The sequence below is a fragment of the Nocardia sp. CA-136227 genome (assembly GCF_050955695.1).
In the GTDB taxonomy this organism is placed as follows: Bacteria; Actinomycetota; Actinomycetes; order Mycobacteriales; family Mycobacteriaceae; genus Nocardia.
Window position 1 is genome coordinate 2,083,407 of the sequence record NZ_CP192081.1, and the last position, 13,659, is coordinate 2,097,065.

General features: G+C 68.9%; 16 protein-coding genes. 15 read left to right on the top strand and 1 reads right to left on the bottom strand.

Features of this window, described 5'->3' with window-relative positions; genetic code table 11:
• Positions 1–160: 160 nt before the first annotated feature.
• The 7 genes from ACQP06_RS09295 to ACQP06_RS09325 all read left to right on the top strand — a co-directional run bounded on the left by ACQP06_RS09295 (position 161) and on the right by ACQP06_RS09325 (position 4,633).
• The gene (locus ACQP06_RS09295; RefSeq protein WP_357096241.1) at positions 161–946 is read left to right on the top strand and encodes an electron transfer flavoprotein subunit beta/FixA family protein; all 786 of its coding nucleotides are present in this window, start codon (positions 161–163) and stop codon (positions 944–946) included.
• A gap of 38 nt (positions 947–984) precedes the next feature.
• Positions 985–1,944, top strand: coding sequence for an electron transfer flavoprotein subunit alpha/FixB family protein (locus tag ACQP06_RS09300; protein WP_433671846.1), 960 nt, complete (start codon positions 985–987; stop codon positions 1,942–1,944).
• Between the two features lie 226 nt (positions 1,945–2,170).
• Entirely contained in the window at positions 2,171–2,413 is a 243-nt protein-coding gene (locus tag ACQP06_RS09305) for a hypothetical protein (protein WP_433671847.1), read from the top strand.
• Positions 2,414–2,422: 9 nt separating this feature from the next.
• The gene (locus tag ACQP06_RS09310; RefSeq protein ID WP_433671848.1) at positions 2,423–2,884 is read left to right on the top strand and encodes a hypothetical protein; all 462 of its coding nucleotides are present in this window, start codon (positions 2,423–2,425) and stop codon (positions 2,882–2,884) included.
• A gap of 151 nt (positions 2,885–3,035) precedes the next feature.
• Positions 3,036–3,287 (top strand): hypothetical protein, encoded by a 252-nt coding sequence (locus ACQP06_RS09315; protein WP_379474723.1) that lies wholly within the window; start codon positions 3,036–3,038, stop codon positions 3,285–3,287.
• A 36-nt stretch (positions 3,288–3,323) separates the two neighbouring features.
• A complete protein-coding gene (locus ACQP06_RS09320) occupies positions 3,324–3,551 on the top strand; it encodes a hypothetical protein (protein WP_433671849.1) in 228 nt (75 codons plus the stop codon).
• 140 nt (positions 3,552–3,691) lie between these two features.
• Positions 3,692–4,633 carry an aminoglycoside phosphotransferase family protein gene (locus ACQP06_RS09325; protein WP_433671850.1) on the top strand — a complete coding sequence of 314 codons (942 nt, stop codon included), beginning with the start codon at positions 3,692–3,694 and terminating at the stop codon, positions 4,631–4,633.
• 88 nt (positions 4,634–4,721) lie between these two features.
• Here ACQP06_RS09325 and ACQP06_RS09330 read toward each other — a convergent pair whose 3' ends face one another.
• Complete coding sequence (locus ACQP06_RS09330) at positions 4,722–5,582, bottom strand: LysR family transcriptional regulator (RefSeq protein WP_433671851.1); 861 nt, start codon at positions 5,580–5,582, stop codon at positions 4,722–4,724.
• A gap of 112 nt (positions 5,583–5,694) precedes the next feature.
• On the opposite strand from ACQP06_RS09330, the gene ACQP06_RS09335 reads away from it, so the two are divergent.
• From ACQP06_RS09335 to ACQP06_RS09370, 8 genes are all read left to right on the top strand, one after another.
• Positions 5,695–6,990, top strand: a complete 1,296-nt coding sequence (locus tag ACQP06_RS09335; RefSeq protein WP_433671852.1) for an NAD(P)/FAD-dependent oxidoreductase — start codon at positions 5,695–5,697, stop codon at positions 6,988–6,990.
• Positions 6,991–7,068: 78 nt separating this feature from the next.
• Complete coding sequence (locus tag ACQP06_RS09340; RefSeq protein WP_433671853.1) at positions 7,069–7,686, top strand: PadR family transcriptional regulator; 618 nt, start codon at positions 7,069–7,071, stop codon at positions 7,684–7,686.
• 77 nt (positions 7,687–7,763) lie between these two features.
• Positions 7,764–8,786, top strand: a complete 1,023-nt coding sequence (locus ACQP06_RS09345; RefSeq protein ID WP_433671854.1) for an ABC transporter ATP-binding protein — start codon at positions 7,764–7,766, stop codon at positions 8,784–8,786.
• Positions 8,783–9,544 carry an ABC transporter permease gene (locus tag ACQP06_RS09350; protein WP_379101552.1) on the top strand — a complete coding sequence of 254 codons (762 nt, stop codon included), beginning with the start codon at positions 8,783–8,785 and terminating at the stop codon, positions 9,542–9,544. The genes ACQP06_RS09345 and ACQP06_RS09350 overlap by 4 nt, the downstream gene beginning before the upstream one ends.
• A 129-nt stretch (positions 9,545–9,673) precedes the next feature.
• Positions 9,674–10,363, top strand: a complete 690-nt coding sequence (locus ACQP06_RS09355; protein WP_433671855.1) for an SDR family NAD(P)-dependent oxidoreductase — start codon at positions 9,674–9,676, stop codon at positions 10,361–10,363.
• Positions 10,360–11,466: an S-adenosylmethionine:tRNA ribosyltransferase-isomerase gene (locus ACQP06_RS09360; protein WP_433671856.1), complete on the top strand. Its 1,107-nt coding sequence runs from the start codon at positions 10,360–10,362 to the stop codon at positions 11,464–11,466. Before ACQP06_RS09355 ends, ACQP06_RS09360 begins: the two co-directional genes overlap by 4 nt.
• Before the next feature lie 287 nt (positions 11,467–11,753).
• Positions 11,754–12,602 (top strand): GNAT family N-acetyltransferase, encoded by an 849-nt coding sequence (locus tag ACQP06_RS09365; protein WP_433671857.1) that lies wholly within the window; start codon positions 11,754–11,756, stop codon positions 12,600–12,602.
• Positions 12,603–12,608: 6 nt separating this feature from the next.
• Positions 12,609–13,550 carry a lysophospholipid acyltransferase family protein gene (locus ACQP06_RS09370; protein WP_433671858.1) on the top strand — a complete coding sequence of 314 codons (942 nt, stop codon included), beginning with the start codon at positions 12,609–12,611 and terminating at the stop codon, positions 13,548–13,550.
• Positions 13,551–13,659: the final 109 nt, after the last annotated feature.

Below are 13,659 nucleotides of genomic sequence, written 5' to 3' on the forward strand. Positions count from 1 at the left end.
ACCCGCGACCGGATCAACCGATGCAGAAAGTCACACGCTAAGTTACCCACGAGTAACTTAACGTAGGGTAATCTCCCGAACGAGCTACTTGTGGACGTACGGCAAAACTCGTGCGACCGCCATACCCAGTGCCACCAGAACAGGAGGTCGACGAAGACCCATGCCGAACATCGTCGTACTGATCAAGCAGGTTCCCGACACCTGGTCCGAGCGCAAGCTCACCAGCGGGGACTACACCCTCGACCGCGAGGCCGCCGACGCCATCCTCGATGAGATCAACGAGCGCGCCGTCGAGGAGGCGCTGTTGATCAAGGAGGCGCAGGGCGGCGAGGTCACCGTGCTGGCCGCCGGCCCCGATCGGGCCACCGAGGCCATCCGCAAGGCCCTGTCCATGGGCGCGGACAAGGCCATCCACATCAACGACCCGGCCATCCACGGCTCGGACGCTGTGCAGACCTCCTACATCCTGGCCGCCGCGCTGGGCCAGATCGAGGGCATCGAGCTGGTCATCGCGGGCAACGAGGCCACCGATGGTCGCGCGGGCGCCGTTCCGGCGATCATCGCCGAGTACCTGGGCCTGCCGCAGCTGACCCACCTCCGCAAGCTGACCGTCGACGGCGAGCGCATCGCCGGCGAGCGCGAGACCGACGAGGGCGTCTTCAAGCTGGAGGCCACCCTGCCGGCCATCGTCTCGGTCACCGAGAAGATCAACGAGCCGCGCTTCCCGTCCTTCAAGGGCATCATGGCCGCCAAGAAGAAGGAAGTTCAGACCTTCACCCTGGCCGATCTGGGCGTCGACCCGGAGACCGTGGGCGTTGCGAACGCCGGCACCCAGGTGACCGGTGTGACCCCGAAGCCGGCGCGCACGGCGGGCGCGAAGATCGTCGACGAGGGCGAGGGCGGCAACCAGATCGCCACCTACCTCGTTGGTCAGAAGATCATCTAAGACCGCCCCCGAGCGAACGAACTTCAGGAGAAAGAACAATGGCAGAAGTACTCGTGCTCGTGGAGCACGCTGAAGGTGCGCCCAAGAAGGTCACCACCGAACTCCTCACCGCCGCCCGCGCGCTGGGCACCCCGGCCGCCGTCGTCGTCGGTGCCCCCGGCACCGCCGACAAGCTGGGCGACGCGCTGGCCGCGGCCGGCGCCGAGAAGATCTACGTCGCCGAGGGCGATGACGCCGAGGGCTTCCTCGTCACCCCCAAGGTCGACGTGCTGGCCGGCCTGTCCGAGTCCGTCGCCCCGGGCGCGATCCTGGTCGCCGCCACCGCCGACGGCAAGGAGGTGTCGGGTCGCCTGGCCGCCCGCATCGGTTCCGGTCTGCTGATCGACGTCATCGCCGTGAACGGTGACGGCTCGGTGCAGCACTCCATCTTCGGTGGCGCGTTCACCGTGGATGCCAAGGCCACCGGCGACGTGCCGGTGATCTCGGTCCGTCCGGGCGCCGTCGAGGCCGCTCCGCAGGCCGCCGCCGGCGAGAAGGTCGCCGTCGAGCTGCCCGCGCAGGAAGAGGGCGTCACCAAGGTCATCTCGCGTGAGCCGAACGTGGGCGGCGACCGCCCCGAGCTCACCGAGGCCGCGATCGTGGTGTCCGGTGGCCGTGGTGTCGGTTCCGCCGACAACTTCGGCAAGGTCGTCGAGCCGCTGGCCGACGCCCTCGGTGCCGCCGTCGGTGCTTCCCGCGCCGCCGTCGACTCCGGCTACTACCCGGGCCAGTTCCAGGTCGGTCAGACCGGTAAGACGGTCTCCCCGCAGCTGTACGTGGCCCTGGGCATCTCCGGCGCCATCCAGCACCGCGCCGGCATGCAGACCTCGAAGACCATCGTGGCCGTCAACAAGGACGAAGAGGCCCCGATCTTCGAGATCTCGGACTACGGCATCGTCGGCGACCTGTTCAACGTCGCCCCGCAGCTGACCGAGGCGGTCAAGGCCCACAAGGGCTGATCCACCACCTGGTGAGAGCGTTGTGAATGTCCCCCGGCCATCGCGGCCGGGGGACATTCTTTTTCGTTGCGGGACACCGTTTTCCACATGGCCTCGGTTCGGGGGCCAAAGGAATTGAGGGCTCGGGGGAGCCCCGCATTCCGGCCAATTCTGAAACATGCCCCTTTATGTTGTTGTCGCGGCCGGCCGAATCCCCGGACCGCCGCTTCACGAAAGGCCTTGCCCCATGCGCACTCTCATCCTCACCGGCCTCGCCGCAGGCGCACTGCTCGCCGGAATCGGCCCGGCCGCGGCCGCCCCGCTGCCGTTGATCGATGTCTCGGGAACCCCGGTGGCGACCGACACCGCGGGCACCGACAGTGGCTCGACCGGGAGTGCGACGCAAAGCGCCGCCGGCATCGCCGGAATCTGGTGCATCCTGACCAACTCCCACTGCTGGAGCGACGTCAGGCCGGGCATACCGTCGTAATATGACACGGTGCTCGGGCGATTCGATCCTCGGCGTCGGCGGGCTGCGCCGCTCGCCCCTGGGAAGGCCGATGCGGCAGACGATGTCGACCTGACCGGCATCGTCTCGGCCTTCCACTACGACCTCGCCGAATGGCTGGGGTCCGATGCGGCGCCGAAGGTGTTCGACCGGATCTCCGCGCAAGTGGACGAGCGGTTCACCTCGGTGGTGACGACCGGCCAGGCGGTGGATCGGGAGGCGTTCCTGGCGGGTATCCGGTCGGCCCGAAACCTGCTGGCGGGCGTGGAGATCGAGGTCTCCGACGTCGCGGAGGTCGCCCGTGCCGGTCAGCTCGTCATCGTGCGCTTCGTGGCGGAGAACCGTGTCGGCGAGGCGATCACCGGCAAGCGCACGGTGACGGCCGCTCTGAACACCGACGGCCACACCTACCGATGGCGGACCGTGCATGAAACAGCGGTGCCGGAGGCCTGAACCCGGTGCCCGGGAGGGTGATCGGCTACGGGCGTGCCCAAGGAATTGGGGGCGATCGGGCAGGCGGATTCCGGTCCTGTTTTGAAATGGAAGCGATTAACTTTCTGGCGGCGGCTGGAAGGTCCGGCCGCGCTCCACCGAAGGGTGCTTCATGCGCATATTCCTTGCCACGGCCGGTATCGCCGCGGCACTGGCCGTCGCAGCGGGTCCGGCTGCGGCCGAACCGCTTCCGCTGTCCCCGCCCGCCCCGATCACCACCAGCGCTCCGGTTGTCCTGCCCCCGCAAACCTCGCAGCCCGCTACCGGCAGCTCGCGACCTCTGACCCCGCTACCTGGCGGTGGCAGCGTGGACTTCAGTTGCACGTTCACGCTGTGCGGCTACGACCCGACCCGGACCGGCTAGAGGCTCGTCCGCGTACACAGTCGAAAGGTTTCTCTCATGCGCACATTCATCGCCCTAGCGGGCATCGCGGCGGCGCTGGCCGCTGGTGCCGGGCAGGCGGCGGCAGCCTCGACGCCCCCCACCTTCCCCGGAATTCCCACCACGGGCGATTCGAGCGGTTCGGCCAACAACGCGCTCGGCAACTTGCAGACTCTGGTGTTGTGCTCGGTGCTCGGCAGCACCAACATCTGTGCCCCCGTCAACTTGCATCCGCACGTCGGCTGACGTGCCCGATCGCGGTCCGACGTAGTCGGGTCGCGGCACTGTCTGCAACCCCGGCGCGGGCGAGATCCTGTAGGGGCGGGAATCGCCACGGTGGCCGGACACCCGTGGCGATTCGGTGTGGGGTCGGGCAGGGTGGGCTGATGTCGATCTCATTGCCGCCGGGGGTGGCGGAGAACATCGCGGGGAGCTTCGGGGAGCGGGGACCGCGGTGGCTGGCCGCACTGCCGGGGGTGGTGGAGAAGCTGTGCGGGGCTTGGGGGCTGGAGGTCGTCGGGGAGAGTTTCGACGGTGGGACGCATTCGTGGGTCGCGCCGGTGCGCCGGGCGGACGGGTCGGTCGCCGTACTGAAGGTGCCGGTGGTCGACGAGGAGAACTTCGGGGAGCCTACGGGGCTGTACTGCTATGGCGGGGACGGGGCGGCACGGCTCTACGAATTCGATCCGGTGAGTGGGGCGATGCTGCTCGAGTGGGCGCGGCCGGGGACGGAACTGCTGTATCAGCCCGGGTTTCCGAGTCTCGAGGGACGGCCGGAGAACATCGCGAAGGTTGAGCGGGCGTGCGAGTTGTATCGCAGGCTGCGGCGGGAGCCGGTAATGGTGCCGGCGGGGTTCCCGGAATTGCCGACCGCCGCGGGGATGGTGGCGGAGTGGGCGGGGATGTTCGGTGAACCGGAAGTAGCTGTCGCCGAAGTAATTCCGGCGCGGCTGCTGGAACGGGCCGCCGAGCGAGGCGCGGAGCTGGCGGTGCCGGACGGTCCGCTGCTGGTGGTCAACCGCGACACCCATCTGGGCAATATCGTTGCGGCGGAGCGGGAGCCGTGGCTGCTGATCGATCCGAAGGCGTACCTCGGTGAGGCGGCCTTCGACGCCGGGTTCCTGGTGATGATCCAAGTGCAGAGCGAGCCGACGCCGGAACACGCACGGGCCGTTGTCGAACGCACGGCCGCGGCCCTCGGGGTTCGAGTCGAGCGCGCGCACGCGTGGGCGTTCATGCGGTCGATGGAGGAGATCGTCTGGGCGATCCAGGACGAGGAGCCGCGGGACCTGCGATTGCACCTCGCGGTGGCGACGGCGCTGGCCTGAAGCGAAACCTACTGCGGCCGGAACTGTTCGCGCGCCGCCGGTTCGCGTCCCGCTGGACGAGGACCGGTCGACGATCTGTTCGTGGCGTTCAGGAGCTGTGCAGGGCGGCCAGCAGGGTGGTGACGATGGGGGAGGTGCGGCCTTCGGCGCGGGTGACGGCGGAGACGGGGATGCGGAGGGGGTGGCCGGTGAGGCGGAGGGTGGCGATGCCCTCGGTCTGGCTGTCGGCGTAGAGGATGGTCCAGGCGTCGGGGCGGTTGATGAGTTCCATGGTGGCGGTGTGGTCGGGCGGGATGGGCGGGCCGAAGACCGGGCCGGTGGCGAGGTCGGCGAAGGCGGCGCGGACCACGTTGTGGAGCAGGACCTGCTCGGACTCCGGGGGGAGCAGCAGGGGATAGGCGCCGAGTTCGGCGAGGGTGACGTCGCCGCCGCGGGTGACGAGCGGGTGCGCGGTGGAGGTCGCGATGACCGGATCCTCCAGCCAGAGCTGTTCGACGCTCAGTCCAGGCTGGTCCACGCTGCCGCGGATGAGGGCGAGATCACAGTCACCGTCGGCCACCGCCTGGATCCGCTGCCGGAACGGTTTGATGACGAATTCGATCTCCGCGCCCGGATGCGCCTCGCGCGCGCCCGCGATGGCGGACAGTGATCTAGTTGCGAAGCTCATATTTGCTGCGAGGCGAATGCGTGGCCCGGAGGCCCGCACAGCTGCGCGAATGGCGGATTCGAGGCTCAGCATTTGCTTCGCAAGGGGAAGTAGCCGAGTGGTCGCGTCGGTCGGAACGACCGATCGGGTCGAGCGTTCGAAGAGGTTCACGCCGAGGTCGCGTTCCAGCCGCGCGATCTGGTGACTGATAGCCGACTGCGAGATGAAGCAGCGGCTCGCGGCCCGGCTGAAGCTCAGCTCCTCGCAGACCGCCACGAAGTAGGCGAGTTGGCGCAGCTCCACCGCATTCTCCAATTCATGATCAACGTAGATAAGAGTCATCTTGATTATGCGCCCTGACAGCTGGAACATCCGCGTTCCGAATCACGGTTAGTCATGAGAGAAGGGAGCAGTCATGTACAACGTGGAGGCGGATATCGAAACCGCCGATGTCGTCATCGTCGGATCGGGCTTCGGAGGTCTCGCCGCCGCCAAGCAGCTGAACAAGTCGGGAGTCGGCTACGTCCTCATCTCGGGTACCCCCGAGCACCTCTTCCAGCCACTTCTGTACCAGGTAGCGACGGGTGTGCTGGCCTCCGACGAGATCGCGCCGCCGATCGCGAACATCCTGCGTAAGCACAAGCACGGTGAGACCCGGTTGGGCAAGGTCACCGCCATCGACGCACCGAACGCCGTGCTCACCTATGAGACGCCGGAGGGCCCGCGCAAGATCCGCTACGGCAAGCTGATCGCGGCGACCGGCGCCAGCCAGTCCTATTTCGGTCGCGACGATTTCGCGGACAAGACGTTCTCGCTCAAGACCATCGATGACGCCCGCGCCCTGCGCGCGCAGATCGAGCGCGTCTTCGAGCAGGCCAAGACCGCCGACCCGGAGACCCGCCGCCGGCTGCTGAGCTTCGTGGTGGTGGGCGCGGGCGCGACCGGCGTCGAGGTCGCCGGTCAGTTGAAGGAACTCGCGAAGCGGTACTTCCACCTGGAGGACACGGTCACTCTGGTCGAGGGTGCGGGCGTGGTGCTGCCGCCGTTCGGTGGCCGGCTGTCGGAGTATTCGAAGCAGTCGCTGGAGCAGAGCGGTGTCGAGGTGCTGGTCGACACCTTCGTGACCGATATCGAGGACGGCAAGGTCACCGTCAAGAGCAAGGACGGCGTGGAGCGCGGCATCGCGGCCGAGACCGTGGTCTGGTCGGCGGGCGTGCAGGCGGGCGGCTTCGCCGAGGTGCTGGCCGAGGCCACCGGCTGCGAAACCGACCGCGCCGGACGTCTTCTCATCAACCCGGACTGCACCGTGGGCGGTCACGCCGACATCTTCGCCATCGGTGACATGACCTTCCTCAACGGCTACCCCGGCCAGTCGCCGGTCGCCATGCAGGAGGGCCGCCACGTGGCCGACATCATCCGCGGCAAGAAGGCCGCCGCCACCCCGTTCCGGTACTGGGACAAGGGTTCGATGGCGGTGATCAACCGCTTCAACGCCGTCACCAAGCTGAACGACAAGGTGAAGTTCACCGGTTTCGTGGCCTGGGTGACCTGGCTGGCGGTGCACCTGTTCTACCTGGTCGGCTTCCGCAACCGCTTCGCCGCGGTGCTGTCGTGGCTGGTGGCATTCATCGGCAGCGGCCGTCCCGGCTTCGGTGAGGTCGAAAAGGGTTCGGCGGCAAAGACTCCCGGTCGGGAGCGGGTAGCCGCCTGACCCCTGCATCGCGAAACGAGCCGCCCGGTGATCCACCGGGCGGCTCGTTTCGTATTTGGGGAGGGTTAACCTGCGAATATGGCTGTTCCTACAACCCGATTGCTGGTGCTGGCGGTGGTGCGTCTGCTGCAACCCGTGCACGGCTACGACGTCCGCCGCGAATTGCTGTCCTGGCATGCCGACGACTGGGCCAATGTGAAGCCCGGTTCGGTGTACGGCGCGTTGAACACCCTGGAGCGGGACGGGTACATCTCGGTGGAGGACGTGGGGCAGGAGGGTGCGCGCCCGGAGCGGCGGACGTATCGGCTGACCTCGGAGGGAGAGAAGGAATTCGGGGAGCTGATGCGGGAGTCGCTCTTCGTGGCGGAGGGGTTCAAGCATCCGTATTTCGCGACGGTGGCGCTGTTTCCGCACGCGCCGAGGGAGGACGTGATGGCCGCGTTGCGCAGCCGGATCCTCCAGTTCGAGGCGCGGCTGGTGTTCCTGGAGCGGGAGGAGGCGCGGATTCTGGCGGGCAGCGGGGATCCGCGGGAGGCGGAGCCGCATCACGTGGCGGATGCGATGAATCTGGCGGCGGCGCATGTGCGGGCGGATCTGGAGTGGTCGCGGCGGACGTTGCGGCGGATCGAGAGCGGTGAGCTGGATGTCTGGTCGGGAACCATGGGCGGGGCTCCGGTGCCGCCGCCGGTGCGGTAGCCGGCGGCCGCGCAGGCATTAGTCAAGTTTTAATAGTCAAGCTTGACTATTTGAAAAGTCGTTTCTACGGTTGTGGTGTGGATACGACAGCACCCGTTCGCGGTGAACCCACCGACCCGGTGATCCGGGTCCGTGGGCTGGCCCGGACCTTCGCGACCAAAACCGGTGACGTGCAAGCGGTCTCCGGTATCGACTTCGACGTGCGCTACGGGGAGATCATCGGTCTGCTCGGCCCCAACGGCGCGGGCAAGACCACCACGCTGCGCATGATCTCGACCCTGCTCGCCCCCACCTCGGGCGAGGCCACCGTGGTCGGCGCGGACCTGCGCACCGCGGCGCGCACCGTGCGCTCCCGGATCGGGTACGTGCCGCAGGGCGGATCGACCGGTGAGACCGAACTGGTCGAGGACGAATTGATCCTGCAGGCCAGGCTTTTCGGTCTCTCCAAGGCCGAGGCCAAGCGCAATACGGCCGATCTGGCCAAGGCGCTGGAGTTCGACGGCCTGGAGCGGCGCAGGTGCGGTCAGCTCTCCGGCGGTCAGCGCCGGCGGGTGGATATCGCCCTGGGTCTGGTCCATCAGCCCACCCTCATCTACCTCGACGAACCCACCACGGGCCTGGATCCGCAGAGCCGCGCCAACCTGTGGGACCACATCCGGCGGCTGCGCGACGAGGGCACCACGGTCGTGCTGACCACCCACTACCTGGAGGAGGCGGACGCGCTGTGCGACCGCATCCTGGTGATGGATCACGGCGCCATCGTCGCCGAGGGCACGCCCGACGAGCTCAAGCGCCGCATCTCCGGTGACGTGATCAGCCTCGAAATCGAGTCCGGCAGTGCCGATCTGGCCATGGACATCGCACAGGAGGTGCTCGACGTGCGCTCCCGGCTGCGCACCGAGGGCCACGAGAACGGCCACGCCGGAAGGAGTCTCGTGCACCTGACCGTGGAACACGGTGACGCCGCGGTGGTTCCGCTGCTGCGCGCCCTCGGCGATCGCGGCATCACGCCGGGTTCGCTCACCGTCAAGCGCCCCAGCCTCGACGACGTATTCCTCACGCTCACCGGGCGTTCGCTCCGGGAAGGAGACCGGTCATGACATTCCTGCGCGACACGGGGCTGATCTTCTGGTCCCAGCTGCGGGCCAACCTGCGCAATCCGGTGTGGGTAATCATCGGCCTGATGCAGCCGATCATCTACCTGGTGCTGTTCGGACCGCTGGTGAAGGGCATCGCGCCCGCGCTGGGCCCGGGCGCGGACCCGTGGAAGATCCTGACCCCGGCCCTGGTCATCCAGATCGGCTTGTTCGGTGCGTTGTTCGTCGGCTTCGGCATCGTGGGCGAGCTGCGCGCGGGCGTGGTCGAGCGGCAGCGGGTCACCCCTGCCTCGCGTGGCGCGCTGCTGCTGGGCCGGGTGCTCAAGGACATGGTGGTGCTGGTGGCGCAGGCGCTGGTGCTGGTCGGCGTGGCCGCGCTGGCCTTCGGGCTGCGGCCGAACCCGCTGGGGCTGGTGCTGTCGCTGGCGCTGATCGCGGTCATGGGCGCTGGCCTGGCGTCGGCCTCGTACGCGCTGGGCCTGTGGGCGCGTTCGGAGGACACCCTGGCCTCGCTGCTGAATTCGGTGTCGGTGCCGGTCATGCTGCTGTCGGGCATCCTGCTGCCGATGACGGTGGGGCCGACCTGGTTGCAGAACCTGGCGAAGGTGAATCCGTTCTCGCACACCGTGGACGCGGCGCGGGCGCTGTTCCGCGGCGACTTCGGGGCGCACGAGGTGTACCTGGGAACCGCGGTCACGGTGGCGGTGTCGCTGCTGCTGATCCTGGTCGCCTCGCGCAGTTTCGCGCGGGAGAACGCCTGACCGACGGATCGAGGACATCGCCCATCGCTCCGGCCCGCACGGGTCGGAGCGATGCGCCGTGTCCCCGGTTCTTCGCTGCGGGCGAAAAGTCATTGACCTGAACAGCGCTTCAGGTTTCACGATGGCGGTATGCCTGAGAACACGAGAAGGGCCCTGGTCACCGGGGCGTCGGCGGGCTTCGGCCGGGCGGTCGCGCTCGCGCTCGCCGAGCGGAACTGGGAGCTGATCATCGTCGCGCGCGGCGCGGATCGGCTCGAACGAGTGCGGGCCGCGACCGGTGCGCACGCCATCGCGGGGGATGTCGCCGACCCCGAGGTCCGGGACCGCATCGCGCGGGCCGTCGGATCGCGGCGACTGGACCTGCTTCTCAACAACGCCAGCACGCTGGGCCCCAGCCCGCTGCCGAGACTGGACCGGTACCCCCTCGACGAGCTGGCGACCGTCCTGAACACGAATGTGATCGCGCCCCTGGCGATCCTGCAACTCACCATGCCCGCCCTGCGCATCGCGGGCGGCACCGTGGTGGATATCAGCTCCGACGCGGCCGTGGGCGGCTACGAGGGCTGGGGCGGCTACGGCGCGTCCAAGGCGGCGCTGGACCAGCTCACCAATGTCCTCGCCGCGGAGAACCCCACGCTGCGCATCTACAGCTTCGACCCCGGCGACATGCGCACCGAGATGCACCAGGCGGCCTTTCCCGGCGAGGACATCTCCGACCGCCCCGAACCGGAAACCGTCGTCCCGGCCCTGCTGCGCCTGCTGGAAACCCGCCCCCCGAGCGGCCGCTACCTCGCCTCGGACATGCGAGTCGCGCCATGACGATCAGCGTGAACGCGGTGGACGGGCCGCGGGCGCCCGGTGGCGGTGTGGCCCTCGAATCGGCCGCCGTCGATTTCGTCCTGCCGGACGAATTGTCCGCTGCCGCCCCGCCGGAGGCGCGTGGCCTGGCCCGCGACGAGGTGCGCCTGCTGGTGTCCGACGGCCCGTCGCTCACCCACGCGCGGTTCCGGGAGCTGCCGTCCTTCCTGCGCCCGGGGGATCTGGTGGTGTTCAACAACTCCGCCATGATCACCGCGGCCGTGGACGCCGAGTACGGCGGTGCGTCGGCGGTCCTGCACTTCTCGACCTGGCTGGACGACGGCGCCTGGGTGGTGGAGCTGCGCGACCCGGCGGGTGTCCCGTGGCGTGGGGCGGCCGTGGAAGCCGGTGCGCGCCTTGCGCTTGCGGGTGGTCAGGTCGCCATGATGCGCGCCCCGTGGCTGCCGGACGGGGATCGGCTGTGGGTCGCCGAGGTGGCCGCGGCGCCCTGCGGCATCGATATCGACGTCCGCACGATGCTCGCCCGGCACGGCAGGCCGATCACCTATTCCTATGTGGCCGAGCGCTGGTCGGCGTCCTACTATCGGACCGTCTTCGGGACGGTTCCCGGTAGCGCCGAAATGCCCAGTGCTGGGCGGCCTTTCAGCGAGATGCTGGTGACGCGCTTGATCGCCGGCGGTATCGGGCTGGCCCCGATCACCCTGCACGCGGGCGTGTCCTCGCCGGAGACCGGGGAGCCGCCCAGTCCGGAGCGGTTCGAGGTGCCGGCGATGACCGCGCGGCTGGTCGAGGCCACTCGGCAAGCGGGTGGCCGGGTGGTGGCGGTCGGGACCACGGTGACCCGGGCGCTCGAATCCGCCGCCACCGCCGACGGCCGGGTCATCCCCATGGCCGGGTGGACCGATCTGGTGCTGAGCGCCGACCGTCCGGCGCGGGTGGTGGACGGGCTGATCACCGGGTGGCACGCCCCGGGCGCCTCACATCTGCATCTGCTGGAAGCGGTGGCGGGCGGGGACGTGGTCCGCGAGGCGTACCGCGCCGCGCTCGATTCCGGTTATCTGTGGCACGAATTCGGTGACGCCGCCCTCCTCTTCCGGAACTGACCCGCATCCGTTCCGGAACTGGACCCCCGGGATGCAAGCTTCACCGACGGTGGCGTAGGCTGGCCTCTTCCGCGTCACGGAGTGCTCGCCGCCCGGTTCCGGGCCCGCGGCAACGGGTTTCCTACCCGCCGGTACCCATCAGGGATACGAGCGTTTGTCCTGGTAGGGAACGTTCAGAGGCGCTTCGATGAACTCCCGGTGCGGTCTGTGTCGCGTTCACCGGACTGGCATCGACAGGTAATCCGGCGGACGCTCCGACGCAGTCTGGGACTGGCTTGATCAAGGCTATGACCACCATGGCAGCGTCGAATTCCAGCCTGCTGGCAGCCGCGTCGAAGCCCGCCCCGGAACCGCCCCGCACCACCGGACGGTCCCAGTACTCCCTGGTCGTCTCCTCCGATGCCGAGCATCGTGAGGCCGCGCAGCGCCTGCGCTACCAGGTGTTCGCCAATGAGCCGGGGTTCACCATCCCCGACAACGGAACCGGCCTGGACGCCGACCGTTTCGACGACCACTGCGACCACCTGCTGGTGCGCGACGAGCTCACCGAGCAGTTCGTCGGCTGCTACCGCATGCTGCCCCCGGACAAGGTGACCGCCGCCGGCGGCTACTACACCGCCACCGAATTCGATTTGGCCGCACTGGATCCCGTCGGTCACCGGATCGTCGAGATGGGCCGCGCCTGTGTGGTCCCCGACCACCGCAACGGCTCGGTGCTGACCCTGATGTGGGCGGGCATCCTGCACTACATCCAGCTCACCGGCTACGACTGGGTGATGGGCTGCGTCTCGGTCCCCATGCGGATGACGCCCGAGGACGAGCCCGGCGTGAACGTGCGCGGGGTGCGCGATCTGCTGCTGCGCAAGCACGCGCTGGACGCGGAACGCCATGTGCGCCCGTACAACCCGGTCGTGGTGGACGGCCGCGGCCTGGACGAGCTGGCGGCCCCGGCCCGTCCGAAGCTGCCGCCGCTGCTGAGCGGCTACCTACGCCTGGGCGCGGAGATCTGCGGCGAGCCGGCCCACGACCCGGAGTTCGCGGTGGCCGACTTCGTCGCGCTGCTCGGCCTCGAGACCATCAACACCCGCTACCTGGAGCGCCTGCAGGGCGCGGCCAACAGCCTGGATGCCCGGTGATATCCCATGATGCCCGCTCTGCTCTCCCCGGAGGCCGGTGCGCTCTCGTGCCCGCCGGCCGAGCCCACCGCCCACTCCTGGATGCCCCACAGCCCGTGCGGCGCTTCGTGTGTCGACTCTCCCGCTGAGGCGGGCACGCTGCGGGTCGCCGCCCGTGTGCTCGGCATCGCGGGGGTGCTGCTGACCTTCCCGATCGCGCATGTCGCCACGCCGCGTCGCCGCCGCACCGGTCTGCAGCGCCGCTATGCGCGAGCCTTGTTGGCCTGCTGCGGAATTCGAGTCCGGATCACCGACGAGCGTGCCGCGGAGGACCGGCGTGACGGCGGTGTCCTGGTGGCGGCCCGCCACATCGGCTGGACCGACATCCTCGCGCTGACCGCGGTGGAGCCCATGGGCTTCGTGGCCCGCGCCGACCTCGTGGAGTGGCCCGCGCTCGGCGACGTGGCCAAGAAGGTGCGGGTCATCCCGATCGATCGGGAACAGCTGCGCCAGCTGCCGTCGGTGATCGAGACCATGGCGGCCCGGCTCTCGGCCGGGGACCGCGTCTGCTTCTTCCCCGAGGGCACCACCTGGTGCGGTCGTGCGCACGGCACGTTGCGGCCCGCGCTGTTCCAGGCGGCCGTCGATTCCGGTGCGCCGGTGCAGCCGCTGCGGCTGCGGTATGTGAACGCCGCGGGCGAACTGTCCACGGTCCCCGGCTTCGTCGGCGTGGACTCGCTGGCGGACTCGTTCCGGCGGGTGCTGCGGTCCAAGGGCGTGGTCGCCGAGATCACCCTGCGCCCGCAGCTGCTCCCGGACACCGACCGGCACGAGCTGGCGCGGCGCTGTGAGCAGGAGCTGGAGGGTGACACCGTCGCCCGTGCCTTCACCGATGTGATCCACGGCTCGGAGCACCTCGCAGCAATCGGTACCGGGGCGACGCGGCAGGCCGCGGTCGACCGGGTGTGATTCGGATCAATTTCACAGGGTATTAGGGGATTTCACCGGTTTGCGCTGAATGTCCGTTAGGGGGTTGCGCAGTCGCCCGGTCTCGGGACCCCCTAATTGTCGCTAGTTC

What these genes read in the sequence shown, in the direction of transcription:
- ACQP06_RS09295 (WP_357096241.1), top strand. Translation starts at nt 161, where the DNA reads ATGCCGAACATCGTCGTACTGATCAAGCAGGTTCCCGACACCTGGTCC.
- ACQP06_RS09300 (WP_433671846.1), top strand. Translation starts at nt 985, where the DNA reads ATGGCAGAAGTACTCGTGCTCGTGGAGCACGCTGAAGGTGCGCCCAAG.
- ACQP06_RS09305 (WP_433671847.1), top strand. Translation starts at nt 2,171, where the DNA reads ATGCGCACTCTCATCCTCACCGGCCTCGCCGCAGGCGCACTGCTCGCC.
- ACQP06_RS09315 (WP_379474723.1), top strand. Translation starts at nt 3,036, where the DNA reads ATGCGCATATTCCTTGCCACGGCCGGTATCGCCGCGGCACTGGCCGTC.
- ACQP06_RS09320 (WP_433671849.1), top strand. Translation starts at nt 3,324, where the DNA reads ATGCGCACATTCATCGCCCTAGCGGGCATCGCGGCGGCGCTGGCCGCT.
- ACQP06_RS09325 (WP_433671850.1), top strand. Translation starts at nt 3,692, where the DNA reads ATGTCGATCTCATTGCCGCCGGGGGTGGCGGAGAACATCGCGGGGAGC.
- ACQP06_RS09335 (WP_433671852.1), top strand. Translation starts at nt 5,695, where the DNA reads ATGTACAACGTGGAGGCGGATATCGAAACCGCCGATGTCGTCATCGTC.
- ACQP06_RS09340 (WP_433671853.1), top strand. Translation starts at nt 7,069, where the DNA reads ATGGCTGTTCCTACAACCCGATTGCTGGTGCTGGCGGTGGTGCGTCTG.
- ACQP06_RS09350 (WP_379101552.1), top strand. Translation starts at nt 8,783, where the DNA reads ATGACATTCCTGCGCGACACGGGGCTGATCTTCTGGTCCCAGCTGCGG.
- ACQP06_RS09355 (WP_433671855.1), top strand. Translation starts at nt 9,674, where the DNA reads ATGCCTGAGAACACGAGAAGGGCCCTGGTCACCGGGGCGTCGGCGGGC.
- ACQP06_RS09360 (WP_433671856.1), top strand. Translation starts at nt 10,360, where the DNA reads ATGACGATCAGCGTGAACGCGGTGGACGGGCCGCGGGCGCCCGGTGGC.
- ACQP06_RS09365 (WP_433671857.1), top strand. Translation starts at nt 11,754, where the DNA reads ATGACCACCATGGCAGCGTCGAATTCCAGCCTGCTGGCAGCCGCGTCG.
- ACQP06_RS09370 (WP_433671858.1), top strand. Translation starts at nt 12,609, where the DNA reads ATGATGCCCGCTCTGCTCTCCCCGGAGGCCGGTGCGCTCTCGTGCCCG.